The 25,878-nt window shown below is 65.7% G+C and carries 18 protein-coding genes; 16 read left to right on the forward strand and 2 right to left on the reverse strand.

The annotated features are described in order from the left end of the window. Positions 1-124 precede the first annotated feature (124 nt). The 4 genes from pyrE (at position 125) to pepF (ending at position 4,683) form a co-directional block, all read left to right on the forward strand. Positions 125-688: an orotate phosphoribosyltransferase gene (gene pyrE, locus Spa11_RS20115; protein WP_145116107.1), complete on the forward strand. Its 564-nt coding sequence runs from the start codon at positions 125-127 to the stop codon at positions 686-688. Between the two features lie 75 nt (positions 689-763). Continuing rightward, complete coding sequence (locus tag Spa11_RS20120; RefSeq protein WP_197529539.1) at positions 764-1,453, forward strand: hypothetical protein; 690 nt, start codon at positions 764-766, stop codon at positions 1,451-1,453. A 274-nt stretch (positions 1,454-1,727) separates the two neighbouring features. Continuing rightward, positions 1,728-2,765 (forward strand): beta-ketoacyl-ACP synthase III, encoded by a 1,038-nt coding sequence (locus Spa11_RS20125; RefSeq protein ID WP_145116109.1) that lies wholly within the window; start codon positions 1,728-1,730, stop codon positions 2,763-2,765. A gap of 124 nt (positions 2,766-2,889) precedes the next feature. Further along, positions 2,890-4,683, forward strand: a complete 1,794-nt coding sequence (gene pepF / locus Spa11_RS20130) for an oligoendopeptidase F (RefSeq protein WP_145116112.1) — start codon at positions 2,890-2,892, stop codon at positions 4,681-4,683. Positions 4,684-4,812: 129 nt separating this feature from the next. On the opposite strand, the gene Spa11_RS20135 is transcribed toward pepF, so the two are convergent. Next, the gene (locus Spa11_RS20135) at positions 4,813-6,093 is read right to left on the reverse strand and encodes an FG-GAP repeat protein (protein WP_145116114.1); all 1,281 of its coding nucleotides are present in this window, start codon (positions 6,091-6,093) and stop codon (positions 4,813-4,815) included. Between the two features lie 405 nt (positions 6,094-6,498). Here Spa11_RS20135 and Spa11_RS20140 point away from each other — a divergent pair, with 405 nt between their 5' ends. The 7 genes from Spa11_RS20140 (at position 6,499) to Spa11_RS20170 (ending at position 15,001) form a co-directional block, all read left to right on the forward strand. After that, the gene (locus Spa11_RS20140; protein WP_145116117.1) at positions 6,499-7,647 is read left to right on the forward strand and encodes a type IV pilus twitching motility protein PilT; all 1,149 of its coding nucleotides are present in this window, start codon (positions 6,499-6,501) and stop codon (positions 7,645-7,647) included. A gap of 58 nt (positions 7,648-7,705) precedes the next feature. Then, the gene (locus Spa11_RS20145; protein WP_197529540.1) at positions 7,706-9,631 is read left to right on the forward strand and encodes an ATPase, T2SS/T4P/T4SS family; all 1,926 of its coding nucleotides are present in this window, start codon (positions 7,706-7,708) and stop codon (positions 9,629-9,631) included. A 56-nt stretch (positions 9,632-9,687) separates the two neighbouring features. Next, a complete protein-coding gene (locus Spa11_RS20150; protein WP_145116123.1) occupies positions 9,688-10,305 on the forward strand; it encodes a CvpA family protein in 618 nt (205 codons plus the stop codon). 70 nt (positions 10,306-10,375) lie between these two features. After that, positions 10,376-11,116 (forward strand): hypothetical protein, encoded by a 741-nt coding sequence (locus Spa11_RS20155; protein WP_145116125.1) that lies wholly within the window; start codon positions 10,376-10,378, stop codon positions 11,114-11,116. A gap of 293 nt (positions 11,117-11,409) precedes the next feature. Then, on the forward strand, positions 11,410-12,777 hold the full coding sequence (locus Spa11_RS20160; protein ID WP_197529541.1) for a porin: 1,368 nt from the start codon (positions 11,410-11,412) through the stop codon (positions 12,775-12,777). 302 nt (positions 12,778-13,079) lie between these two features. Then, positions 13,080-13,832: a DUF480 domain-containing protein gene (locus Spa11_RS20165; protein ID WP_145116130.1), complete on the forward strand. Its 753-nt coding sequence runs from the start codon at positions 13,080-13,082 to the stop codon at positions 13,830-13,832. A 122-nt stretch (positions 13,833-13,954) separates the two neighbouring features. Beyond that, the gene (locus Spa11_RS20170; protein ID WP_145116133.1) at positions 13,955-15,001 is read left to right on the forward strand and encodes a bile acid:sodium symporter; all 1,047 of its coding nucleotides are present in this window, start codon (positions 13,955-13,957) and stop codon (positions 14,999-15,001) included. A 169-nt stretch (positions 15,002-15,170) separates the two neighbouring features. On the opposite strand, the gene Spa11_RS20175 is transcribed toward Spa11_RS20170, so the two are convergent. After that, positions 15,171-17,936 (reverse strand): protein kinase domain-containing protein, encoded by a 2,766-nt coding sequence (locus Spa11_RS20175; protein WP_145116135.1) that lies wholly within the window; start codon positions 17,934-17,936, stop codon positions 15,171-15,173. Between the two features lie 21 nt (positions 17,937-17,957). On the opposite strand from Spa11_RS20175, the gene Spa11_RS23355 reads away from it, so the two are divergent. From Spa11_RS23355 to Spa11_RS20195, 5 genes are all read left to right on the forward strand, one after another. Beyond that, positions 17,958-18,233, forward strand: coding sequence for a hypothetical protein (locus Spa11_RS23355; RefSeq protein WP_231933052.1), 276 nt, complete (start codon positions 17,958-17,960; stop codon positions 18,231-18,233). A 924-nt stretch (positions 18,234-19,157) separates the two neighbouring features. Further along, the gene (locus Spa11_RS20180) at positions 19,158-20,141 is read left to right on the forward strand and encodes a dockerin type I repeat-containing protein (RefSeq protein ID WP_145116137.1); all 984 of its coding nucleotides are present in this window, start codon (positions 19,158-19,160) and stop codon (positions 20,139-20,141) included. 674 nt (positions 20,142-20,815) lie between these two features. Further along, positions 20,816-21,556, forward strand: coding sequence for a hypothetical protein (locus Spa11_RS20185; RefSeq protein ID WP_145116139.1), 741 nt, complete (start codon positions 20,816-20,818; stop codon positions 21,554-21,556). Positions 21,557-21,771: 215 nt separating this feature from the next. Then, on the forward strand, positions 21,772-22,407 hold the full coding sequence (locus Spa11_RS20190) for a PEP-CTERM sorting domain-containing protein (protein WP_145116141.1): 636 nt from the start codon (positions 21,772-21,774) through the stop codon (positions 22,405-22,407). A 274-nt stretch (positions 22,408-22,681) separates the two neighbouring features. Then, a complete protein-coding gene (locus Spa11_RS20195; RefSeq protein WP_145116144.1) occupies positions 22,682-25,765 on the forward strand; it encodes a multiheme c-type cytochrome in 3,084 nt (1,027 codons plus the stop codon). Positions 25,766-25,878: the final 113 nt, after the last annotated feature.

Genomic DNA, 25,878 nt, shown 5'->3' on the forward strand with positions numbered 1-25,878 from the left:
GCATCACTTCGAGAGCCGCGTTGAGGCGATGCAGCGTGAGGGCGTCCGTTAGTTCCCTCCCCCGATTAACATCGGGGGCTCGCCTGCCCCTAGCCCCTAGTCCCTAGCCCCTTTCCCCTCCCCGATGTACGACCGCGACGCGCTCGCCAAGCTGATCAAGAACGCCGCCCTCGAGTTCGGCGACTTCACGCTCGCCTCGGGCAAGAAGGCGTCCTACTACCTCGACTGCCGTCGCGTGACGCTCGACGCCCGGGGCGCTCGACTCATCGGCGAGGGGATGATCGACCTCATCGGCGAGATGCGTTTGAAGATGGGTCAAGGACCCAAGCTCGTGGGCGGCATGGCCATCGGCGCCGACCCGATCACCGCCGCGATCCTCACCACCGCCGGCATCAAAGGCTACTCGCTCCGCGGCGTCATGGTCCGCAAAGAACCGAAGGAGCACGGCAAAGGGAAGCAGGTCGAAGGCCCTTATAGCTCGGGCGAATCGCTCGTCATCGTCGAAGACGTCGTGACAACCGGCGCGTCGAGCCTCAAGGCCATCGAGCTGTGCGAAGCCGAGGGGCTCAAGGTCGAGCGCGTGCTGGCGATCGTCGATCGCCTCGAAGGCGGCCGCGAGGCGTTTAAGGCCGCGGGCTACGAACTGACGACGCTGTTCACGGTTGAGGACCTTGGGGTGAGGCGTTAGTTAAGAGGCGCTAGGCGCTAGTTCTCGGACGCCTGCTCAACAACTAGCGCCTAGCGCCTTCCAATTTGCGCCTCAATGGAAACGAGCCTCCACCAACAGCTTAAAGCCCACTACGCCGGCGACGACGGCGAGGTCGAGGTGCGGCGTGGGCGCTACCGCATCGACGCGGTGCGCGGCGACCTGCTGATCGAAGTCCAACACGCAGGGCTCGCCGCCATCCGCGATAAGATCCGCACGCTCTGCGAAGAACACCGAGTGCTCGTGGTCAAGCCGATCGTCGCCAGGCGGCGGATCATCAAGCTCGACCGTCCCGGCGGCGAGATCGTCAGCCAGCGATGGAGCCCCAAGCGCGGCGCGACCTACGACTTGTTCGATGACTTGGTCCACTTCACACGGACGTTCCCCCACCCGCGGCTCACGATCGAGACGCCGCTGGTAGAAGTCGTAGAGGTCCGCTGCCCCGGCCACGGCCGTAAACGGCGTTGGCGGGCCAACGATCACGTCGTCGAGGACCAGCGGCTGTCGAGCGTCGGCGCGGTCATGCGTTTCACGAAGGCGGCGGACCTCTGGCAGTTGGTCCCCGGCAAACTGCCCAAAGAGTTCGACACCGCCGAACTCGCCACGGCGATGGGCGCCCCACGCTGGCTCGCCCAACGCGCCGCCTACGCCCTGCGAGAAATGGGCGCCGTCCGCCAAATCGGCAAACGCGGCGGAGCATGGCTCTACGAGCGCGTGGGCCGCCCCCGCCGCCGCAAAGCGGCCTAGCCTTCAGGCGCGAGCCGTGGAGTCCCTGCCCCCGGCGCAGCGGGTACTAGCTCACTTCTTAGTAAAGAGTCGCAGGGCAGCTGGCGCCCGCTGACTAGCGACTCTGCTGGCGACTCTGGAGGCACTGAAAAGTCGGTACCCACCTCTGCCGTGGGCGGGACGCCATGGCTCCCAGCGGCTCGCTGCGCAAGCGTCTCGGGGTTGCCGCCCCCCGCCTTCTCCCCGTAGGTTGCTCGATTCGCCCTAGCTTCGCGAGTTTGCTCCCCCGCCCCGCATGTCCGACGTTCTGCAACACCTTCAACGCGGCCCCCTGTTCCAGCTCACGGGTGTCCGCATCGCCGGGACGGGGAGCTGCGTGCCCGACTTGGTTGTCACGAACGAAGACCTAGGGCGCCTCGGCTGCGACCCCGAGTGGATTTCGCAGCGGACCGGCATCCACGAGCGCCGCCACGCCCCGCCGGGGCTCTCGACCAGCCACCTCGCCGCCGGCGCCGCACGGCAAGCGATCGCCGCGGCGGAAATCGATCCGGCCGACATCGACCTGATCCTCCTGGCGACGTTTACACCCGATCGGTTGTTGCCACAGACCGCCACCGCGGTGCAGCAGCAGCTCGGCCTCAAGTGCCCCGCGATGGACCTTGTAGCGGCTTGTGCGGGGTTCATGTACGCCCTGATCACCGGCGCGCAGTTCGTCGCGACGGGGTCGATGCGGAACGTGTTGGTGATCGGCGCCGACACCAACACGCGCGTCCTCAATCCCGACGACAAGAAGACCTTCCCGCTCTTCGGGGACGGCGCCGGCGCGGTGATCCTGACGCGTGGTAGTTCTGAGCAGGGCCTGCTCGCCGCGACGCTCGGCGCCGATGGCGGCGGGACCGACCTGCTGACGCGGCGCGTCGGCGGCGTCGAACGGCCCTTCTCGCTCGACTGCCCGGCGGAGCCTGGTGTTGAGGGGGGCATCCCGTGGCTGATGGAGATGGACGGCCGGCCCGTTTTCAAATGGGCCGTGCGTCTGCTTGAGGACACCTTCGAACACGTCCTCACCGCCGCGGGCCGCGACAAAGAAGCGGTCAAGCTCTGGCTCTTGCATCAAGCGAACGCCCGCATCCTCGACGCGGCGACCGACTCGATGGGCGTGCCGCGCGAGCGCGTCGTCAAACACCTCGACCGCTACGGCAACACGTCGGCGGGATCGATCCCGATCGCCCTCGACGAATCGGTTCGTGCGGGCCTCGTCAAGTCAGGCGATGAGTTGATGATGTGCGGCTTCGGCGCCGGCCTCTCCTGGGGCACGGCACTTTGGAAGTGGTGATTCAGTATTTTTGAACCACGAAGGAACGAAGGAACAAAGGAGGACGACGAAGGCGTTTCATTATTTGATTTCCTTCGTTCCTTAGTTCCTTTGTGGTGAATCCTTTTTAGAACAAGTAGCACGCATGAAGAAGCTGCCGACTCGCGATAAGGTCAAGGTTGCCGACACCTGGAACCTCGACTCGCTCTTCGCCACCGACGCCGCGTGGGAGAAGGCGTTTGTCGTTTGGGAGAAGCAGATCTCCAAGTACGCCGCCTTTAAGGGGAAGCTCGCGGAGCCGGCGGAGCTCGCCAAGTGCTTCAAGTTCGACGGCAAGTTCGACCGCGATGGCGAGCGGCTCGGCTACTACGCGATGCTGAAGACCACCGAGGACCAGGCCAACAGCGATTACCAGGCGATGGTCGGCCGCTTGCAGAACGCCGCCAGCCGCGCCGCGCAGGCCGCGAGCTACATCCGCCCGGAAATCCTCTCGCTCTCCGACGCGAAGCTCAAGAAGCTTATGGCCGCCAAGGAGTTGGCGCCGTACAAGCTCAAGCTCGAGCGCATGGCGCGCTACAAGCCGCACACGCTCAGCGACGGCGAAGAGCGCCTGCTGGCGATGCAGACCGAGATGGCGGGCTCGCCGGGCCAGATCTTCCGCCAGCTCACCGACGCCGACCTCAAGTTTGGCGAAGTCGAGGACGAGCAGGGCAAGAAGGCCGAGCTCAACCAGTCGAGCTTCAGCGTCTTCCTGCATTCTCCCAGCCGCAAAGTCCGCAAGGCCGCGTTCCACCAGTTCTACGAAGAGTTCGCCGACCACGAGAACGCGCTCGCCGCGTCGCTCAAGGGATCGATCCTCACCGACGTTTACTACGCGCAAGCGCGGAACTACCCGTCGGCGCGCGAGGCGTCGCTGTTCAGCGACAACGTGCCCGTGAGCGTTTACGACAACCTCGTCAGCGCGGTGCGGTCGAAGCTGCCGGCGGTCCACAAGTACTTCGAGCTGCGTCGCCGCAAGATGAAGCTCAAGGACCTCCACCACTACGACACCTACGTGCCGATCTTGTCAGAACTCGACAAGCGGCACACCTGGGACCAAGCCGTGAAGGCGGTGATCGCCTCGCTCGAACCGCTCGGCAAGGAGTACGGCGACGTCCTCAAGAAGGGCCTTACCACCGCGCGGTGGTGCGACCGGTATCCCAACAAGGGGAAGAACTCCGGCGCGTTCTCGGCCGGTTCGTACGACGGGCTGCCGTACATCTTGATGAACTACCAGCCAGACGTGCTCGACCACGTCTTCACGCTGACGCACGAGGCGGGCCACTCGATGCACAGCTGGTACTCGTCGAAGTCCCAGCCCTTCGAGTACTACAGCTACACCATTTTCGTCGCCGAAGTGGCCAGCACGTTCAACGAGCAGCTGCTGAGCCGCTACTTAATGGAGAACGCCAAGAGCGACGAGGAGCGCGCCTACCTGATCAACCGCGACATCGACGCCATCCGCGGCACGATCATCCGTCAGACGATGTTCGCCGAGTTCGAGCACCGCACGCACGCGATGGCCGAGGCGGGCGAGCCGCTCACCCTGGAGTCGTTCCGCAAGGTCTACCGCGAGCTGCTCGACGCGTACTTCGGCGAGCAGTTCGTCGTCGATGATTGTCTAGAACTGGAGTGCTTGCGGATCCCGCACTTCTACAACGCGTTCTACGTCTATAAGTACGCGACGGGCCTCTCGGCAGCGATCGCGCTGTCGCAGCGTGTGCTGACCGGCGGCGATCCGGCGCTCGACGCGTACCTCGGCTTCCTCAAGGGCGGTTGCAGCAAGCACCCGCTCGACCTCTTGCGAGACGCCGGAGTCGATATGGAGAGCCCCGAGCCCGTGCAGACGGCGCTCGATCACTTCGAGAACCTCGTCGATCAACTGGATGGGCTCTTGTAGGGTCCGCTGTGCGGACCGTTCTCACCGGGCTCGTAGTACGCGATGGCATGCGTATGCGTAAGGCCACCCGCGGCTAGCGCCGACGGCTCATGTTGCTGCGCAAGCAATTTTGACGGCGAGCCGGGGACGTTAGTCGTGGCGACCGTTCCGCACAGCGGACCCTGCGATAAGCGTCAACAGCAGAAGCGCTGACGAGGGCTCGGGGATATCAACGCGGACGATGTCTTGCAAGTAAGCGGCGCCGGCGCGGAGGCCGAAGTCGCTGTCGAACGAAGAGCCGACGATCATCGTGCCGTTCTCGTAGGCCAGCGAAATGCCGAGGTTGTCGCCCTGCTCGCGGTCAATCAGCACGAGCCGGCCGATCTCAAGACCGGTGGCCACGTCGTAGGCGTAGACCGCGCCGGTAACGATGCCGTCAGCCGTGGCGCTACTGGCGCCGACCAATGCGAGGCCGTCCTCAATCGCCACCGAGACGCCGAAGTTGAACCCCATGGCGCCGTCACCGGGAGTGAGAACATGCAACTCGTCACCGGTCGTGGCGTCGAACAGATACGCGGCGCCAGTCCCGCCGTTGCCGCGCGAAGCGCCCACCAGAGCAACGTTGTCGTCCAGTGCGATTGACTCGCCGAAGCGGTCCCCGGCCGTGGCGTTGCTCGGCGTGGACTTGGCTAGTTGCGAGCCGGTGGTCCAGTCAAAGAAGTAAACCGAACCTGTGCCGAGTGGCGTGCCATCATCAAGTCGCGACGTAACTGCCGCGATAGATTCGTCGAGCGCGGTTGCGTAGCCAAACTGAGCGGAGGCTGTTAAATCTCCAGGCGCGAACTTGTGAAGCTGCACCCCCGTCATGGCGTTGAAGAAATAGGCGGCGCCACTGGCGTTGCCAAAGTCATCGTCGCCAGGAGCGCCAATGAGGGCGTGAATCCCAGCAGTGTCTAGCGAGTCTCCAAAGCGGTCCCCGGCGGCGCCATCAGCTGCGACTAACTTGTTCACCTGCTCGCCAGAGCGATTGTAGACGTAGGCGGCGCCAGCGCCATCGTGGCCGTTGAAGGCTCCGACTAGCGAGTATGGTCTGCCAATCGCGACCGCATCGCCGAAGCGATCGCCCGCGAGCCCGTCGGATGGGACCAACTCGGGTCCGAACATCCCCGTGGCAATGTTGAACGTATACACCGAGCCGGAACCGATCCCACTATCGCTGCCGCCCAGGCGGGTCCCAACGATCGCGGTCGCCCCGTCGGTATCCACTGCGGCGCCGAAGTTGAATCCCGGGGACGGCACGGGCTCGGTGAGCTGATTGCCCCAGAACTCAAGAGTGAGAGTCGCCGCCGGCGCAACGGCGGCAGCTGCCAGGGCCCCTGCTACAAAAGAAAGCCGTAGCCCGGCGAGAAGGACGGCGATGGTGCGGCTCATTAGGCGACTCGAACGTGTTCCGGGAAGAGCGATCGATCAGCGGCTCTAGAGTGAGTTTGTACGGATTACGCGGGCAGGTCAAACACTAGGCGGACCCGCCCGCCGGGCCCGAGAGCCCGCGGAGCTGGGCCTTGGCTTCACGGATCGGCCTGCTGAATGGCTTCGCTACGCCGGCGGCGGATTCTTCCCTCCGCGGGAAACCGCTGGCCGCTCGGACACTCTTCCCGTTCGGGAAAGCCGCCAGTGCCCGCCTGGGAAAGGTGCAAGCGGCCCGAGTTCTGGTTAGACTGCAAGCTTGCCGCCGCTGGCCGGCCCCGCTGGGGGTATGCGCCGTCGGGCGGCTGGCGGAAGGGCGCGGGCCCGCTCCGCCCCCGGAACATCCCACCGCGAAGAGGGCAAAACGCCATGTCGATCGTCGCCGACGCCGTCAAAAGCGGTTTCATGCCGATCAACACCGAGCTGGAGGTCAACAAGCTCTTCCGTGCCTGCGTTAAGTACGAGGCGAGCGATCTCCACCTGAAAGTCGGCAAACCCCCCTTGGTCCGCGTCGGCGGCACCATCCGTGAGCTGCAGCGCGGACCGATCAGCGACGAGGAGATGGTCAGTCTCCTCTTGCCGCTGATGAACGACCGCAACCGCAAGATCTTCGAGCGTGACGGCGGCGCCGACTTCGCCCACACGGTGAAGGTGGACGAGACCACGTGGCGGTTCCGTGTGAATCTGCTGCAGCAGCTCGGGCACATGGGCCTGGTGGCGAGGCGCGTCAACGCCTTCATCCCCAACTTTGAGGGGCTGTACCTCCCCCCCACGATGAAGGACCTCTGCGTCTACGACCAAGGGATGATCCTGCTGGCGGGCGTTACGGGCTCGGGCAAGTCGACCACGATCGGCTCGATGCTCAATTGGATCAACGCCAACTACCGCAAGCACATCCTCACGCTCGAAGACCCGATCGAGTTCGTCTTCACCGAGGACAAGTGCCTGATCAACCAGCGTGAGATCGGCTTCGATGTCATCGACTTCGAGGTCGGGATGAAGCACGCGGTTCGTGAAGACCCGGACATCATCCTGGTCGGCGAAATGCGTGACAAAGAGACGTTCATGACGGCGATCCACGCCGCGGAGACGGGTCACCTCGTGTTCGGGACGATCCACGCCTCGAGCGCGCCGTCGACGATCGGCCGTATCCTCGACCTCTTCCCGCAGGAGATGCACCCCGCGCTGCGCAGCGCGATCGCCTTCAACATGAAGGGGATTGTCGCCCAGAAGCTGCTCAAGAGCATCAAGCCGGGCGTGTCGCGGGTGCCGACGGTCGAGATCATGAATTTCACGCCGACGATCCGCAAACTTATCCTCGAAGAGCAAGACGAGAAGCTCGGCGACGCGATCCGCATCGGCGCCGAGGACGGCATGCAGGACTTCACGCAGAGCCTCAAGGGCCTCGTGGACAAAGAACTGATCGACCGTGAGACGGCGATGGAGGTCGCGCCCAACCGCGAGGCCCTCAAGATGGCCCTCAAGGGCATCTCCGTGAACCAGGGCGGCATCCTTTAATTCACAACCTTCCCTGTAGCGTTCTTTCGATAAGGCAACCGAGTTGATGGCATCGGGAATGGTTCGAGTCAGTTGGCGGCGCGCGGCGCTCGCGATGGCGTTTGCCGTGGGTTTGACGTTTGGCGTCGGCGTGGCCTCTGCGCAAGTGGGGCTCGGCGAAGTCTTAGAGACCCAGAACATCCGTAACGAGATGGCCGGTGGCGGCCGCGATGAGCGCGGCGCCAATCAAGCCAATGACCAAGCGGCGGACGCCGCCCCGCCGGCCGACGGCGCCGACGGCGATCTGCCCGCTGTCGCCCGCACGGGCATCGACAAGTGGGACGACACTCACTCGATCTTCCGTCAGCGTGAGGCGTCACTGAACTGGCTGAAGATGCTGCCGGTCGCGCTGCTGCTACTCGTCTGGGTCCGCTCCGCCGACTGGATCAATCGCGACGCCCAGATCTTCAACCTCAACCACAACGCCTGGAACCCGGCGATCGTCGCGCCGTTCGTCATTGCCTTTGTCGTGATGCTGCTGATCCCGAACTACGTGATCGGGATCATCCTGCTGTCGCTGGCTTGGCTTGTGCCGTTCGTCGCTTACGCGGTCCACCACAACAAATCGGTCGAACCGCACCAGTCGGTCTTCACCGGCAGCTGGTTCCGTCACCAAGTCTCCGAAGCGGGCGCCTTGGTGGGCCTCAAGATCGGCTCGGAGAAGAAGGCCGACTACCTCCGCGGCCCCGAGGTGGACCTTGTCGCGCAGGGGGGCGACGAACGCACCAACCAAGCGAACCTGCTCACCGCCCGGCAGTCGCCCGGCTACGTGCACGTCAAAGAACTGGTCGCCGACATGGTCACCCGCGGCTCGGCGCGCGTGCTGCTCGATTACTCGGCCGAGGTCGTCACCGCGCGGCACATGATCGACGGCGTCTGGCACAACGGCGAGCCCCGCGACCGCGAGTCGGGCGACGTCATGCTCGCCGTGATGAAGCAACTGGCGAACCTCAACGTCTCGGAGCGGCGCAAGAAGCAGGACGGCGAGTTCGGCGCCACCTACCAAAACAAGAAGTACGCCTGCGAGCTCACCAGCCAAGGCGTCAAGACCGGCGAACGCGTCATCGTCACGCTCCACGGCAGCACCAAGCAATCGGGCATCAAGACGCTCGAGCAGCTCGGCATGCGGGAGAAGCTCCGCGACCAGTGGCTGGAGATCATGAACGCCGACCGCGGTCTGGTCGTCATGTCGGCGATGCCCGAGGGCGGCCTGACAACGATGTTCGACGTGGCGCTGCTGGACTGCGACCGCCTGATGCGCGACTTCGTCGCCATCGAGGACGCGGCCGCCCCCGAGACCGAGATCGAGAACGTCCCGGCGAGCTTCTACGACGCCGCGAAGGGCGATTCGCCCTCCCAGCTGATCCCCAGCCTCTCGCGCAAGTACCCGAACGTCTGGGTGGTCCGCGACTTCGTCGACGCCGAGACCGCTAAGCTGTTGATGGAGGAGATTGACCTCGACCGCCTTGTCGTCACGTCGTGCCACGCCCAGGACGCCGCCGAGGCGTGCCTGCGGATGTTGCAGAAAAAGACGCCCCACAAGGAGTTCGCCCGCGAACTCATCGGCGTGCTCAACACGCGTCTGATCCGCAAGCTCTGCACCGGTTGCCGCGTCGAGTACGAGGCCACCCCGGCGCTACTGAAAAAGCTCGGCATCCCGGCGGGCAAAGTGACGAAGTTCTACCGCGTCCCCAAGGGCGAGGAGATCGAGAAGCCGTGCAAGGTCTGCTCGGGCCTGGGCTACCGCGGCCGGACCGCGATCTTCGAGCTCTTGCAGCCCGACGACCAGTTCCGCCAGAAGCTGCTCAAGGAACCGAAGATCGACGTGCTGCGCAAGGCCGCCCGCGCCGCCGGCATGCGGACCCTCCAAGAAGAGGGAATCCTCCTCGTGGCCAAGGGAGTCACCTCCCTCCAAGAACTGCAACGCGTCCTCTCCGGCTCCTAGCCCCCCCACGCCAAGAAGGCCTCTAGCCTCTAGCCTCTAGCCTCTAGCCTCTCCCAATGTTCTACGCCATCGCCGGCATCATCTTCTTCGCCACGCTCGCGATGATGGTGCAGCACGGCATCTGGAGCAACCTGGTCAACCTGCTGGCGATCGTCATTGGCGGGATCACGGCCTTCGGCGTCCATCAGCCGCTGGTCGTGATGATCGACGAGCGCACCGACGGCTCGTACACCTACCTGCTCGACTTCTTCGTGCTGTGGTTGGTGTTCGCGATCGTCGTGGGCGTTCTGAAGCTCGTCGCCGGTTACCTGTCGAAGAACCGGGTGAACTTCCCCGATCAAGTCGACAACTTCGGCGGCGCGGCGCTGGCGGCGTTCGCCGGGTATGTGATGATGTGCTTCGCGATGTCCACGTTCCACGCGGCGCCGCTCGGCTACGACGTGCTCAGCAGCGCCTACGAGTACGGGGACTCGCCCGAAGCGGCCGAGTCGGCGATGGCGGATAAGTTCGCCCCGATGGCGCCGACGATCGCTTGGCTGCGATTGTGCGACTCCGTGCTCGCTCCCGAGGCCTTCGGCGGCGCGGGCTTTAGCTCCAAGATCTTCGTCGCCGAGCACGGCAAGCACCGCAAGGCGTACGCCGCGGCGGACACGGCGATCATGAAGCGGGGCTGATTCTCTCCGCCCCCTTCCCTCATTCGCAGCAGCTCCGCCTTACCGACTCAAGCAAAGATTCAAGCCTGGCATGGATGATCGGCCCCAATCGATAACCGGCGGTATGGGTCTCTCCGACACGCTCGACGACGAAGTGGTCGCCTACCGGCCGGTCAGTTCGCTGGCGGTGATCGGCGCCGTCCTTGCGGCGGCGTCGCTGCTCGCGCTGGCGACGCCGTGGCTGGCCTTTTTGCCCGCCGTGGCGGCGGTCTTGTGCGGCGTGGCCGCCCATCGGGTGCGACGCGACCCCGACGCGCAGAGCGGCCAGGGGATCGCCATGGCGGGGCTCGCCCTCTCGCTGCTGGTCCTCGGCGCGCTGCTCGCGCAGCGGCCCATGACGCAGCGGCTCCATATGGCGTCCGCCACCGCCGTCGCCGATCGGTTTATCGAGCTGATCGCCGAGGAGGACCTCGTCGGCGCCGTGGAGCTGATGGTCCCTTACGCCGACCGCCGACCGACTCCCGAGCTGGCCAAGGTTCTCTACGAAGGCAACGAAGAGGCGAAGCAGCGGCTGGACGATTTCGCCGCAAAGGACGCCGTACAGCGCGTCGCCGGGGGCGAAACGCCCCGGCTGAGTGGGCCCAACGTTATCGGCAGCCTGTCGTTCCGGCGGGTCGTCGCGTACCTGCGGTACGACGTCCCCGCACGTGCCGGCAAAGAGGCCGCGACCGTTCAGGTCGAACTCGAGCGTTCCCCGTCGGGAAGGCCCGGAGCCGTCGCTTGGCGGGTCACCGGTTTCGACTTCCCTCCCCCCGCCCCGGCCGGCGGCTGAGATAAACTGCGGCGACTTTGCCGGCTGGCCTTTGCGCGGTCGTCGGGTCTCACCGACCGGCGTTTCGGTATATCCCGCAAAGCTTCTCATCTTACGCCCGTTATCACCGCTTTTCGCGGTTCGCGGCGGCTCTGGACGTACACGTCCCCGACTCTGCGCGTCGATTAACACGATCGATCAGGCGAACCAATTCGGGCCGAGCGACGTGCGGTGCGTCGTCCGGCGATCGCACTTCCCGTTCGCTCGCCAACTCGAACGGACGCGAGCTTTCCCCCCAGAAGGAGCTGATGGTAATGACTCTGCGATGGACCATGGGCGTTGCTCTGGTCGCCTTCGGTGGCGCGACCGCGTCCGCCGAAACGGCGATCGAGTCGGCGTTCGACTACCAGTTGATTTGTTGTGAAGAGACGACCGGCTGCTGCGACGAGCCATCGTGCGGCTGTGCGGACCCGAGCTGTGGCTGTGACGATGGCTTTGCTTGTGCTTCCGACTGCGGTTGCGATCCGTCGTGCGGATTGGGCGGCGGCTGCGGCGACGCCTGCGGTTGCGGCTCGACGTGCGGCCTGTTGGGCGACTGCTGCCTGGGCGACCCCTGGACGCTCCAGGGTTACCTCGACCCGTGCGGCTGCAGCCCGATTACGTTCGGCGGTTGGACCCAGATCGGTTTCCACACGCAGAACACCCGCTTCTCGCGTGACGACAACGACGCCTTCGCGTTCAACGACCACCCCGGCCGCCTGAACCTGCACCAGCAGTGGTTCTACGCCGAGAAGGTCGCCGAGGCGCCTTGCTGCGGCGTCGACTGGGGCTTCCGCGCCGACCTGATGTACGGCACCGACGCGATCAAGACCCAGTCGTTCGGCAACCCGGCCGGCTCGTGGGACTTCCAGAACGGCTGGGACGAGGGCGCCGGCTACGGCTGGGCCATGCCGCAGCTGTACGGCGAAGTCGCCTGGGGCGATTGGTCGGTGAAGGTCGGCCACTTCTTCACGCTGATCGGTTACGAAGTCGTTACCGCCCCGGATAACTTCTTCTACAGCCACGCGTTCACGATGTTCAACAGCGAGCCGTTCACGCACACCGGCGCCATCGCGACCTACAACGGTTTCGACGACGTCACGCTGTACGGCGGTTGGACCGCGGGCTGGGACACGGGCTTCGACAGCTTCAACGACGGCAGCAACTTCCTCGGTGGTTTCAGCACCGGCCTCACCGACGACATCACCTTCACCTACATGCTGACCGCCGGCAACTTCGGCAAGCGCAGTGCGGGTGGTGACGGCTACAGCCACTCGGTGGTGGTGGACTTCGCCCTGACCGACGACCTGAACTACGTCCTGCAGTCGGACCTGGTGGACATCGACGACCAGAACGGCAACGTGACGGCGAACGATCAGGTCGGCATCAACCAGTACCTGTTCTACACGATGAACGACTGCTGGGCCGTTGGCGCCCGGCTCGAGTGGTGGAAGACCGACGGCTTCTCGTACCAAGAGATGACCTACGGCCTCAACTACCGCCCGCACGCCAACGTCGTGATCCGCCCCGAGATCCGCTACGACTGGACCGCCAGCGACGCCGCCGCCAACAACGTCGGCTTCGCGGACGCCGAAGAGTTCAACAGCGCTAAGTTCGGCATGGACGCGATCTTCACGTTCTGATCCGAGCGACGCTGCGAGCAGTGAGCTAACGACCGCGGGCCGTCCGAAAGGGCGGCCCGCGGCTTTTTTGTTTCAGGGGGTCAGCAGTTAGGGGTCAGTGGTCAGGATTTACAGAGCGAAGCGTAGGCGAGCCGGGAGCGTCAGCGACCGGAGTGAAGCGAGATTCCGTCGCAACTCCGGTCGCTGACGCTCCCGGCTCGCTGACTCCTAACTTCTGACCCCTGTCTACTGACTCCTGCCACAGCGCCTTACGATACGCGTTCCCCCCCCCAGGAACCCGATCCCGAGAACAGGCGCTCTCCATGTCCACAGCCATTGACTCCGGCCCCACCCATCCCGGCCCGCTCAGTTCCCTCGAGCGCCGCGTGCTAGGCGTTCTCGTCGAGAAGGCGAAGACCACGCCCGACGCCTATCCGTTGTCGCTCAACGCGCTGCGAACGGGGTGCAACCAGAAGAACAACCGCTACCCACAGATGGAGCTCGACGACGATCAGGTCGAGCGCGCCGCCGACTCGTTGCGGCAGAAGGGGGCGCTGACGCTCGTTCAAGGCGACTCGCGCGTCGAGCGTTATCGCCACCGGATGTACGAGTGGCTGGGCGTTGAGAAGGCCGAGCTGGCCGTGGTGGCGGAGTTGTTGCTCCGCGGCGCGCAGACCGTGGGCGACCTCCGCGGCCGTGCGGCGCGGATGGAGCCCATCCCCGGGCTCTCTGAGCTGACGCCGATCGTCGATGCGCTCGTCGCCAAGGGCTTCGTTGAGTACCTCAGCCCCCCCGGCCGTGGCGCGGTGGTGACGCACACGTTCTATTCCGAGAACGAACGCGACAAGGTGTGTCGGGAGTTTGGCGTCGGAGGCGCGACCCCGGTAGCGTCGCGACAGGCTGTGGCGGCGCCCGCGGCTAGCGCCGACGGCTCACAAGGTGGGCCAGCCGATACCCGTCCGGCGACGGGAGGCGATTGGGAGCTGGAGCTGCTGACGCTCCGGGAAGAATTGACCACCCAGATCAGCGAACTCCGGAACGAGGTCGAGCGGCTGCGGCAGCGCGTCGAGGGTTGAACTAGGCTAGCGGTGTGAGCACCGAAAAAGTCGGCGAGCCCCCGATGTTCATTGGGGGTGGAACCGGGTACCCGCTTCGCACCCCCGATTAACATCGGGGGCTCGCCTTCGAGTCGCCACGCATGCCCTCACCGACCCCCGACAACTCGCCCCCGCCGCCCGGCGCCTCTTTGGCGGCGTGGCTGCGGCGGTGGCTGGTGTGGCTGCTGTTGGGGTCGTACGTCCTGGCGGCTCTCGTCCCCGCGCCGGGGACCTGGCTGACGGGCCTCCGCAGCGGGGAGGGCGTCAGCTTCTCGCTCGTGATGGTCGGCGTCTTGCTGCTGACCGGGGCGATGGCGGTCAACGTCGGCAAGCTGCGGGAATTGCCCCGTCACCCAGTAGCCCTTCTGACGGCCCTAGCGGGCGTTTGGGGGCCTCCTGTCGTGGTGGTGGCACTTTGGTCGATCCTCGCGCCGGCGTGCCTTCCTGGGCCCCTGGCGGCCTCCCTGGGGGCCGGTATGGCCTTCGCCGGGGCGATGCCCGTCGCCAACTCCGCCGTCGCCTGGACGCACCAGTCGGGCGGCAGCCTGGCGTGGGCCCTGGGCCTCGTCGTGCTGTCGATCTGCCTCTGCCCCTGGGTGACGCCGCTGGTGCTCGGGCTGATGGGCCAGACCCTCGCCGGCGCCAGCGCCGCCGAGGCCGACCTGCTCGTCTCGCGGTTCAGCGGGGCGGTGTTCGTCGTCTGGGTGCTCGTGCCGACCCTGCTCGGGCTCGGGCTTCACGCCGCCCTGGGCGGCCGCCGCGTCGAGAAGCTCGCCCCGCGGCTCACCATCGCCTCGGCGGCGGCGCTGCTGCTGTTGAACTACGCCAACGCCGCGACGGCCCTCCCGAACGTACTCGCTGAGCCTGACTGGCGGTTATTGGGGACGACACTCGTCGCGGCCGTGACGCTGCCAGTCGCCGGCGCCGCGGTGGCGTGGCCGCTGTCGCTGCTAGGGCGGGTGTCGAGGCGCGGCCGCGTGGCGTGGGCCTACTCGCTAGGGATGAAGAACACGGGGCTCGCGCTGGGGCTCGTGGGCGCGACGCTCGGCGACCAACCCGTCGCGATCCTGGTGATCCTCGCCGTAACGCTGATGCAACACGTCGTCGCGGGAGCGGTGCATGCGATTGCAGCACGCAGCGAGGGTTAACGTCCAAGGCTCCGATCGAACGCACGACGGGGGTCCCACAGCGTCTTGGTCATCGTTCGCGGCGCGCTCCCACGACCTGCATCGAGGGCTCTCGATGCAACGGGTTGGTTGACGCTTCTCGCATCGCCTCAGCCGCAGGCGGCAGCCCGCGGCGGCCCCTCGGACCGACTTACGGCGCCGGCGTCTGCACAATCACCACCCAAGGCCCGCGCGGGTCTTCGCCCAACGTCTTAGGCGCCACCTCCGCGACAGCGCCGAGGTACTTCAACCCGGGTCGACCGAGGATGTCGTCGTACGAACCGAGGAAATTGCCGCGCGTCGCGCTGCGGCTATTGGCGGTCGCGGTCAGCAGACTCTCGCTGAGCCGCACCGGGTCGCTCGGCCGGCTGTAGGACGACAGCTCCCGATGGTGCAGCACCAGCCCTTTGCGAAGGTCGTCTTCGATGTCGTCGGCGCCGGTATCCGCCAGCAGGATCTCGTGGCCGCCGGTCGCCTCGAGCTCGTTGAACTCGGCGAAATCGCCTAGCGACGACGAGATCGCCAGCACCCCGATCACCCGTTGCCGCCCGGCCTCTTGTGAGTCGCCGTAGATCGGCACGGAGAACGCCACTTTCAGATCACCCTTCGCGGTGGTGCTGCCATAGACCGCCGAGCGGTGCGGCTCGCGCAGCGGTTGGATGTCGTCCTCCTCGATGTCGTCCGGCAGGTTGGTCCCTTGGCCGTGGAAGTAGTCGCGGATGGCGTAACGCTGACCCATCGAGGCCGGCGAGTACGGCGCCCGAGCGACTTGCAAGCCCTTGGCGTCGGTGACGAACCAGCTGCTAGAGCGGAAGCCGAGCTTCTCGTCGCCGCGGCTGCGTTGATCGACGATCCATTGCTGAAGCGGGTGTTGGCGGTCCCCGAGCGCGGGCGCGTCGGGCGCGTTGGGCCCCTGCCCTGTCAGCCAGCCTTGCAGACGGGGGTCGTCCGCCGCCGACTGGAGGATCTGAATACGCCGGTCGATGGCGATCGAAAGCTCTCGCGCCGTCAGGCCGGCGACCGACTCGAGCTTCTCGGCCACCAGCGCCGGGTTCCCCGTCGATGGCAACAACCACACCGCCAGCACCGCCGCGCAGGCCGCCGCGGCCGCCATCGTCGCCACCAGCCAGCCGAACCGCTTGCCCGGCGTCGCCAACGCCGCGCTGCCGATGAGGGTGCGGTTGAGGCGAGCGCTGGTTTCTTGCGTATCGATGCGGTCGGGATGTGTCTCGGCGCGGCTGAGGCGACGCTCCACAGCGCCATCGACCTTGAGCCGCGTGACGCGTTCCGCCAGATGGGCGCCAACCGCAAACGGCGCGAGCGCCTCGGCCACTTCGAGCGGCGTCTGCGGGCGGTCCTTGGGGTCCTTAGCGAGCATCCGCTCGACCAGGGCGGTTAGCTCGCGCGGCGCGCCGCAGGCGGGCCGCAGCGGCGGGATCGGCGCGGTGGCGTGGGCGCGTTCGGGCTTGAGGTCGGACCTCGAGAACGGCGGCTCACCCATCAGCAGGCAGTAGAGCGTGCAGCCGAGGCTGTAGATGTCGGCCCGGATATCGACCGACGTGGTGCGCCACTGCTCGGGGGGCATGTAGTAGGCCGTCCCCATTCCGCCGCGGTCGAAGCGGGTGAGCCGTTCCTCGTCGCCACCGACCAGCAGCGCGAGCCCCAGGTCCATCAGCTTCACCACCGCCAGCTTCCTCGCCGATGAGAGCGGGGCGCCAGAACTGCGGTAGCTGCCGCTCTCGCCGACTTGCAGGTGCGGGCTGCTGGTGAGCGCCACCATCAGGTTCGACGGCTTCACGTCGCGATGAACGAGGCCCTGCTCGTGCAGATGCTCGAGGCCCAGCGCCGCTTGCCGGGCGATCTCGCAGGCGTCGGCCACCGGCAGCGGCCCCTCGGCGTCGAGCAGCCGATCGACGCTGACGCCATCGACGTACTCCATCACGAGGTAGTGCTCGTAATCGTCGGGGCTCGACGAGTCGATCGCCACCACAAGGTTCGGGTGCTCCAGCGCCCCGGTCGCGCGGACCTCTTGGTAGAACCGCCGCACGACCGAGTCGCCGCCCGCTTCCACAAGGTCGGGGCGGATGATTTTCACGGCCCGCGGGCGGTCGAACTGCGCGTGGCGGGCCTTGTAGACGTTGCCCATGCCGCCGGCGCCGATCAGCTCCAAGAGCTCGTAATTGCCGATCCGCCGCTGCCGCACAGCGGTCGCCGAATCAGAGGGCGATCGCCGCCGGGTCGAAGCGCTCCCCGACTGAGCCGCGTACTCGGTGAGGCCCATCGTCCGCGGCAGGACGCTCCATTCGCGCGGCGGCTGGTCGTTGAACTCTTCGTCCGGGCTGCGACGCGGGAGCGTTGGCGAACGGCCCGTGTAGAGCACTTCGTAGAGCTCCGCCGAGCCGATGCCGCGGAGTTCGCAGGCGCCGTGGGCGTGGAGCCAAACGCCGTCGAGCACGCCGTCCTCGATCAGCGCCGCCGTGGTGCGCGAGACGAGGATCTGCCCGCCCTGGGCGTGGTCGGCGAGGCGCGAGGCGTAATCGACCGCCCGGCCGACGAAGTTGTCGGGGTCGTGCGGATCGGGCTGCGGCGCCCCGGCGTGCATGCCAATGCGGACCTCGGCGGTGGGGGCGTCTTCGCCGGCGTTGATCGGCGTTTCGTGGTGGGCACGCACCACGTCGATTGCCCAGCGCGTCGCCCGGGCTGTGTCCGGGAACACCAGGAAATGCCCATCGCCGGCGGTCGAGACGACACGCCCCTCCGCGGCCGCCAAGCCCGCCTCGATCAGCGCCCGATGCGGCTGCAACACCCGCTCGACGTAAGCCGCGTCACGCGCCGCCGCATCGCCGCCCGGCATCCGGCCCTTGAGCGCCACGGAGCCCACCAGGTCGGTGAACACAAACGTGGTGAGCTGGGCCATGGCTACGAGTGAGTTCTAGAGATGGCGACGCCGGTCGTGGGTGGAATCTTAAGCGATCAAGCGGCCGCTGTGCGAATGATCAATGACCAAATGCTTCGAATGACCAATGACCAACGACCAAGCCCCAATGACCAATGCTGCTGCGCAGCTCGGGGCGGCAGCCCCCTCATTGGTCATTGGGGCTTGGTCATTGCGGCTTCTAAAAAACAAGGGCTGGCGACGCCGAAATGCGTCGCCAGCCCGTGGGTTGGTTATCTCAACAAGAACGGCGTCATGCGCCGCGTTGCGATTGGATAAGTTCGTTCAGCTCCTGCTGGAGGAATTGGGAATGGTTTCGCGGGATGCGTGCGGCGACGTCGCCGGCGCTTAGCAAAGTTCCTGATCAGCCCGCGCCGTGCTTCGGCTCTGAGCGGGCGGCTGCAAACCCTCTCGCAGGGAGAGGACGCCGGGCGGCTTTTTCAGGGCCACCGGGCAGGCGAGCACGCCTCGGTGAAGGTCGCGGTTGATCGGGCGCCTCGCGGCGCCGTCGGTCGCCGTCACGCCCGACGTTACAGGCGGCACACAGCCCCTTGCGAGGGCTACCGGCCGCAGGAACACGGACGAAAACAAACGAACGAGCGGTTATCGGTTCTCCAGGATCAGGTGTGATGAGAGGCGGCGAACCCACAGCGAGGGACGCTTCCCCTCCTGATACGCAATCACGGTCGAGGCAGTTCCACTCCGTGAGGAGATGGCTCCAGGATCGCCGCAGCGAGTCGCCGGAGTTGCGAAGAGCGAGCTGGCCAGCCCTCCCTCTTCCTGTCGTCTCGACAAGTGTTGTGTTACTCCTCTTGGACGAGGCGAGTCAAAGCAATTTGGCTCAATTTCGAGCCTAGCTCAGAAGTTTTCCCAACGGCGGGTCGGCGCATGCCGATCGGCGAAAATCTGCCGTTTTCGGCCTCCGGAATAGCGCGCGGCGCCCCGGACGAACCCCTTCCAGCCGCACGACCGCGCCCCGCCGTCCGGCCAACCGCGACAACCCCTGCAAACCCCCCGCAAAGCGGCTGTTTCGCTAGGCCGGATGCTCGCCGAATCGGGCCGCCGGCGGTTAATCTGGGGATTATGGCGAAGAGACGCCGCCATCGAACCGCACACCATTCGTACCCCGGTCTACCACCGCATTTAGCCCCCGGTCATTGACCGGGGGCTAAGTCGGTAGCCGGGGGCCAAATAGAGACCCCTATGACGAAGCCCCTCACGCTGCTGATCGCTCTCGCCGCGTCGCTTGCCGCCGTGACGACGCAAGCCGGCACGATCGACCTACGGCTCGACGTCAACTACACCGGCGCCAACCCCTCCGCGGGCGGCACGTGGAAGCTGTTCGCGAAGACCGACGAGTTCGGCCTCTTCTCGCTCACCGCGCCGCTGTCGGGCATCAACGCCTCGGTCACCAACGAGCTACCACGCGGCCGCGTTAACGGCAGCGCCACCAACAACGCGGGCTTCTCGCTCGAAATCAATCGGGACCGCGGCTCCTACCGCCAGCTCACCTACAACCAACAAATCACCCCCGCCGGCGCCGGCCAGCAAGGCGTTTTCTACGGCGTCGGCACGCTCGACAACGGCTCGCCCAACTTCCCCGGGCGCGTGGCAAACACCAATTTCCTCGGCCCCAACATCACATCGCTCACCAGCGTTCAAGACGTGCCGTGGGCGTTGGAAGACCCGCTATGGGCGACGGGCGTCACCGTCGCCAGCGGCTCCTTCGCCGCCGGCGCCACGCCCGCGTTCGCAACGGCAACGGGTGAACTTCAAGGTTCACTGCTCACGAGCATCGGCTCAATCTCCACACCGGGCGATACGACGCTCGAGAACACGATCAACACTTCGGTCCGCACCAACCTGGGCTTCGGCGTTGCGACGGGCGATTACACCGGCGATGGCCGCGTCGACGCCGCGGACTACACGTTCTGGCGGGACAGGCTGAACCAAACCGTCCCCGCCCTCACCAGCGCCGATGGCAATGGCGACGGGGTCGTCAACGGGGCCGACTGGAACGTCTGGCGTAACAACTACGGGACGGTTTCGGCCCCGGCGGCCGCCGTTTCGATCCCCGAACCTGCTAGCGTCTTTTTGACGGGTTTTTCCTTACTGCTGCTCGCACGCCGTCGCAGAGCTAGCTGCGGGCGGCGGGGAAATGCGAAACTCTTTGGAGGGATTGCTTGACAGTTCGGGGGATTCCGAACATATTCGATGCTGATCGGGGGTCCGCCCCCGAGGACTTGTCCCAGCGATCCGCCGCGATCGCCCTTGCCGCTCGGCAGTCGAAGCCGGCCCCCTGGCCGAACGACTCGATTCCTTGCGAGAAGGGTTTTGCCTCAAGCTTTTTTGGGGTGAATAGGCCTTCGCGGGGCACAGGGCTCTTTCCTGACAGCGCCCATTCGCCCTGGTGAATCGGCAATTGTGAGGATAGCGCAAAAAACTCACCAATTTCGGACAACAAGCTTGAAAGGGGTCGCGACGCCGAGTTGAATACGCGTAAGGACGGCCCCGGAGGTTTTCCTTGCTCAACCGACAACAGACGGTCGCCTCAATCGAGGGACGTCCTAAGGCCGAGCACGACACCAAACGAAGAGACACCAAACTAACGGCTACGCGGCACGGACGAGTTCTCACCGCTGACCAACGTCGGTTCGCTGACTAAAGTCGGTTGATGAGCATCCCAGCAGTAGGACACTGCTAACAGCGATTGGCGACTGGTCCGGGTGACTGGTCACCGGCGCCGCAGTTCAGATCCCGATTGTCGATTTTCCTTTCTTTGAGTTTTCCGCAGGGCTAGAGCAACTTCCCGCTCGGCAACTCTGGTAAATCTCATTTCTCAAGTGGGTGGAGAGAAACGAATGTCCTGGAAGAGCATTGCTTGTGTTGCCGCACTCGGCGCCATGGCGGCGCCGGCTCTGGCGCTACCGACCATTGAAGTTGTCGATAACGGCAGCGGCATGGGTTCGATCAACATCATCACGACGGACGCCGGTTCGATCGGCGCCGAAATCGCCCTTGAGCTGACGGGCGCGACCCTGACGGGCGCCACGATCAACTCGGCGGTCTTCGACACCGCCAACCCTGGCGACAACCCGTACATCGCTGGTTCGCCGATCGCCGGCGACACCACGGGCCTGGGCCTCGACCTGCCCAACAACCGCCTGTTCGCCTCGTACGGCTCGGGCGACGTCGCTGCCGGCAGCCACAAGCTGCTCGACTTCACGTACACCGGCACCGGCACCGGCACCGCCTTCGGTGTGGTGGGCTCGGTTGGCCTACTCGAAGAAGGTCTAAACACCGGTGCGGTGGACCTTGGCAGTGGTCCTGATCCTCTCGCCGGTGACTTTGATGGAAGTGGCGCCGTTGGTGACGGCGACCTCACCCTTCTGCTCTCGAACTGGGGCGCCGCGGTTCCGCCAGTTCCCGCTGGTTGGACTGGTACGCAGCCGACCGCTCCGGGCGTCGGCGACGATGAGTTGACCGGCCTGCTCAGCACTTGGGGTCAGAGCAGCTCGTCCGCTGTCGCTGTTCCTGAACCGACCGCCGCTCTGCTTGGCTTGATCGGTGTTGCGTGCCTGAGCTTCCGTCGCTCGGCCTGAAGTCTATTTGTTGCCATCGGCGATGGCCCCTTCGCGGGCCGTCGCTTCGATGGCAGGGAATGAAATGCATTACTAGGGAGATGGGTTGCTAATGCCGCAGTGAGTGTGACACCAAGTCCACTATCTCATTAAGAGTTTAACTTCAGCTATATCCGAGACGATCTCGGGCATTCCCAAGCACGCAATTCACTCAAGAATACAAGAGCAAAACAACCATGCGTAAAATCCTTCTCGCTGCATTGTTCACTGTGACGGCTACGGTCGCCAACGCCGCCATCATCGGCGGCGGTCCCCAAGTTGTTCAACGCACTGTTGGCGGCGCCCCCGCCGGCACTGTTGTCAACGCCATCCAGATCAGCTTCGACGAGCAGCTTTTCGGTCAGCAGATGGTAGTTCAGCTGGATAGCGGTTCGATCTTCCAGCAGGCGACCTTCGGCGGAGAGACGGCGCCGAATGACGCGCTTATCGGCGCTTTCCCGGATGTCGAGGCCGATACGTTTGTCTCGATTGGTGGTCTCACGCTGAATACGTCGTCCAGCACGCTAGTCGTCGGTGGTTCGACGGAACTCGGCATGAACGGCCCCAAGCAGATCGATACCGCTGGTATTAACATCGCCTGGGCTCCTTCTCCGGGCGTGGTGATCCCCAGCGGCACCGATTTCCCGATCGCTCAGGTTACCCTGTCTGGCGACGCCAACGGCAGCGTATTCCTGTTCAGCAACTCGGGCGGTACCGGGCAGATCTTTGAAGGATCTGTTCGCAACGGTGTCGTCAGCTTCATCCCCGAGCCCACCACCTGCGTGCTCGCCGGTCTGGCTCTGGTTGGCTTCGCGGCTCGCCGTCGCGTCTGAGTTGACGCTGCTCTCGTAGCAGCTCGATAAAAGTTGAAAACGACAAAGAGGCCCGTGGGTTTGACCCGCGGGCCTCTTTTGTTTTTTGGCTTGCTGACTTTGCGGTCTGGGGGGACCTGCCGGGTGATGGGTGGTTCCGCGGGCTGGCGGGCGGGCGGGCGTCGATCCAGTCTTCGGGAGACCGTCCGATCGTAGCGGTGGCGCCGGCTGTGCTAGCGGGTGCTGCGTGGCGATCGAGGCGGGAATCAAGGGATCGATTCCTCTGCCACCGCCGATGGACCGCCACGCCAACCGCACCACTGACCGAGAGGCCGCCCGTCGTTGGACGCTGGTGGTGTTGGGCGTTGTCGCCATCGTGATGGCGGGCCGGGCCGTGTGGCTGGCGACTCACCCAAGAACGGCGACCGTGGTAGCCGGGGACTCGCACCGGGCCCCAACCCCCTCGGTTGTGGCGGACGCTATCGCCGAGCGGCCCCCGTGCCCGACGATCGACACGTGCCTCACGGTCGAGGAGTACGCGGCGATCGCGGGGCTCTGCCCCACGGCGCTGGACGAGCTCCCCGTGTCGATGCTGCCGCCCGCCGTCCGCGCCGCGACGGAAGCGTCGCCACCATCGCACAGCAAGACATCGCCCGGCGTTAGCTTGCCGAAGCTGACCCCGCCTCACCAGCTGACGGCGGTTCGAGAGGGTGATCAGCCCGCCGGCCGACTCACCGGCATCCGCCTCGCCTCGCGCGGGACGGCGATGCCGCTGGGTGTTGTCGCGGAGCGCGTCGCCCAAACGGAAGCCGCGGAGGACGGCTGGCTCGTGTCACCCGACTCGTGGTTCGTTCCCGAAGACGGGGCGGCCGCGACTCCGGCAGAGGCCCCCGCGGCCCCAACCGTTGAGGCCCCACCCGCTGAGGCATTGATTGAGCCCACGACGGAGGCCTCACCGATTGAGCCCGCCCGTGAGGCGCCGCAAGGCGAAGCCGCCGACGCGGTGACCGACGCCGAGGAGCCGCCGGCATCGACCGCGCCAAGCACACCGTGGCCCGTCGATACCGCACCCAAGTCGCCTTATCCCGACACGAGCGACCCGGCCACCGAGCGGCAGTTGCACAGCGGCTTCGATGCCGGCCCCGCCTTCGCCCCGCCCGGTGTCGTAACTCCCGATCCGACCGACTCAACAGCGGCGCCAGCGGTCTCGAACGATGCCGGTCTGACAGAACTAACGCCGACGACCGAGCCACGTCCCGAGATTCCGGCGGCGGAGCCAGCTGAGCAACCGACGCTCCCCGAGCCCACCGAACCGGCGTGGACTGGGCGCTTCGACTCGGTGGTCCCGGAAGGGGCCGAGGACATCGAAGCGACGACCGATTCGATGGCGCCGCTCGACACGCCCGAGCCTCCGCCTTCGGAAGTGATCGAATCGCCGCAGCAGGAACGCGTCTTCGAGCCGCCAACACCGCAGCCCGAGCCGACGCCTGACGAGCCGGCAACGACGGAAGAAGCGCTCATCGCGCCGCAGCCCGTCGCGGAGCCCGTTGCACCTCAACCTGCGCCGATCGCTCCGGCGCCGCAGCCAACCACATCGCCATCAACGACGCCGCCGAGCTCGCTGTTCACCCCGCCGAAGGCCGCGCACCCCGGCGGCGGCGCCCAGGCGGCGGCCGAGGCGAAACAGGCGGCCGGCGGCAAGTCGGCGGACGAGTCGCACCGCGAGCTGTTCGCCAAGCACAACTACCCGTCGGCCCTGCAATGCGCGGAGTGCCATCAGCGGATCTACGACGAGTGGAGCGTCTCGAGCCACGCCTACGCGTATGTCTCGCCGATGTTCCATAAGTTCGAGCAGACGATCACCAACCTCAGCAACGGCACGGTCGGCCACTTCTGCACGCGCTGCCACTCGCCGGTCGCGGTGGCGATGAACGAGCCGCGGAGCATGCCGCTAGGGCACATGGCGATGTCGGCGCGCGAGGGCGTCACGTGCATCGTCTGCCACCGGGTGAACCAGCGCTGGGGCAAGAGCAACGGGGAACGCCGCATCGAGCCGGGCGACATCTACGCGCCGGTCTACGGCGGCGTCGGTGGTGACGGCGTCGCGGAAGTGGTCGCGAAGGCTAAAGAGTTCAAGGTGAAGACATCGCCCGAAGACAAAGGCCCCGGCGTCGAGATGCACACCGAGGGTCGGTTCTTCGATCAGCTCACCGTCGCCGAGGCTTGCACGAGCTGCCACCAGGTGGCGGTCCACCCGGGCGTCAAGCTCGAGGTGGTGTGGGAGCAGTACCGTGCGTCGCCGGCGTGCAAGAAGGGCGTCACCTGCCAAGAGTGCCACATGGGCCGCGTGCCGGGCCTGCCGGGCGGCTACAACATGGGCCCGATCGCGGAGATCAACGGCAAGGCCGTCAACAACCACCGCCGGCAATCGAGCCACGTCTTCTACGGACCGGGCTACTCGATCGCGCATCCCGGCGTCTTCCCCCAGCATAAGGACGCGCAGAAGTGGACCGTCGAAGAGTGGATGCACTACGACTGGCGGGCGGGCTGGGGGACGGATGAGTTCGAAGAGAAGATCGAAGAGCAAGAAGACAACGGTGTTGATACGGCGCAGTGGTTCCCGCCGGTTTGGGCCGATATCGACGACCGCTACGACGCGCGGGAGATCATCGAGGACAACCTCGAACGCCTGGCGACCAAGCGGCGCTACCGCGAGCTGGTGATGGAGAACGGCTCGAAGGTCGATGGCCCCTTCTTCCGCCAGCAGCCGACCGCCGGGCGTGACCTCGTGTTCGACTACGTCGTCACGAACATGAACGAGGGGCACAATCTGCCGACCGCGTCGCTCGGCGCGCAGCCGCAGTTGTGGGCGAATGTGGTGCTGATCGCCCCCGACGGGCGCCGGGTGTGGGAGTCGGGCTATACCGACTCGAACGGCGACCTCTGCGACATCCACTCGGTCGATGTCCGTGAAGGCCGCGCGCCGTTCGACAAGCAGTTGTTCAACTTGCAAACGATGTTCTTGATCACCGGCGCCACGGGAACCGACCGCGAGTTCTACCTGCCGGTGAACCTTGATTTCGACCAGGTCGCGCAGCTCCGCCCCGGCGCGCAGCCGATCAGCGTGCTCAACCACCCGCCGTTTATCCGCATGGAGAGCCGCTCGCTGGCGCCGCTGGGGCGCAAGCGGGTGAAGTACACGGTGCCGGCCGAGCTGCTGCGGCAGCCGGGGCGTTACCGTCTCAGCTTCCGCCTTCGGAACCGCACCGAGCCGATGTACTTTATGCGGCTCTGCGAATCGACGCCGGAAATGCTGCGAGCGATGACCGAGGGGACCATCGACATCCATCCGCAGAGCGTTGAATTCGACGTTTATTGAATCACGAAGGAAACCCTCACCAGAGACAAGGCTTTGTAGGAGGCGTCTCCAGACGCCGATGACGCGCACCACGCCGGGATTCGGCCAGGACACCGTAATCGGCGTCTGGAGAC

The organism is Botrimarina mediterranea (assembly GCF_007753265.1).
In the GTDB taxonomy this organism is placed as follows: Bacteria; Planctomycetota; Planctomycetia; order Pirellulales; family Lacipirellulaceae; genus Botrimarina; species Botrimarina mediterranea.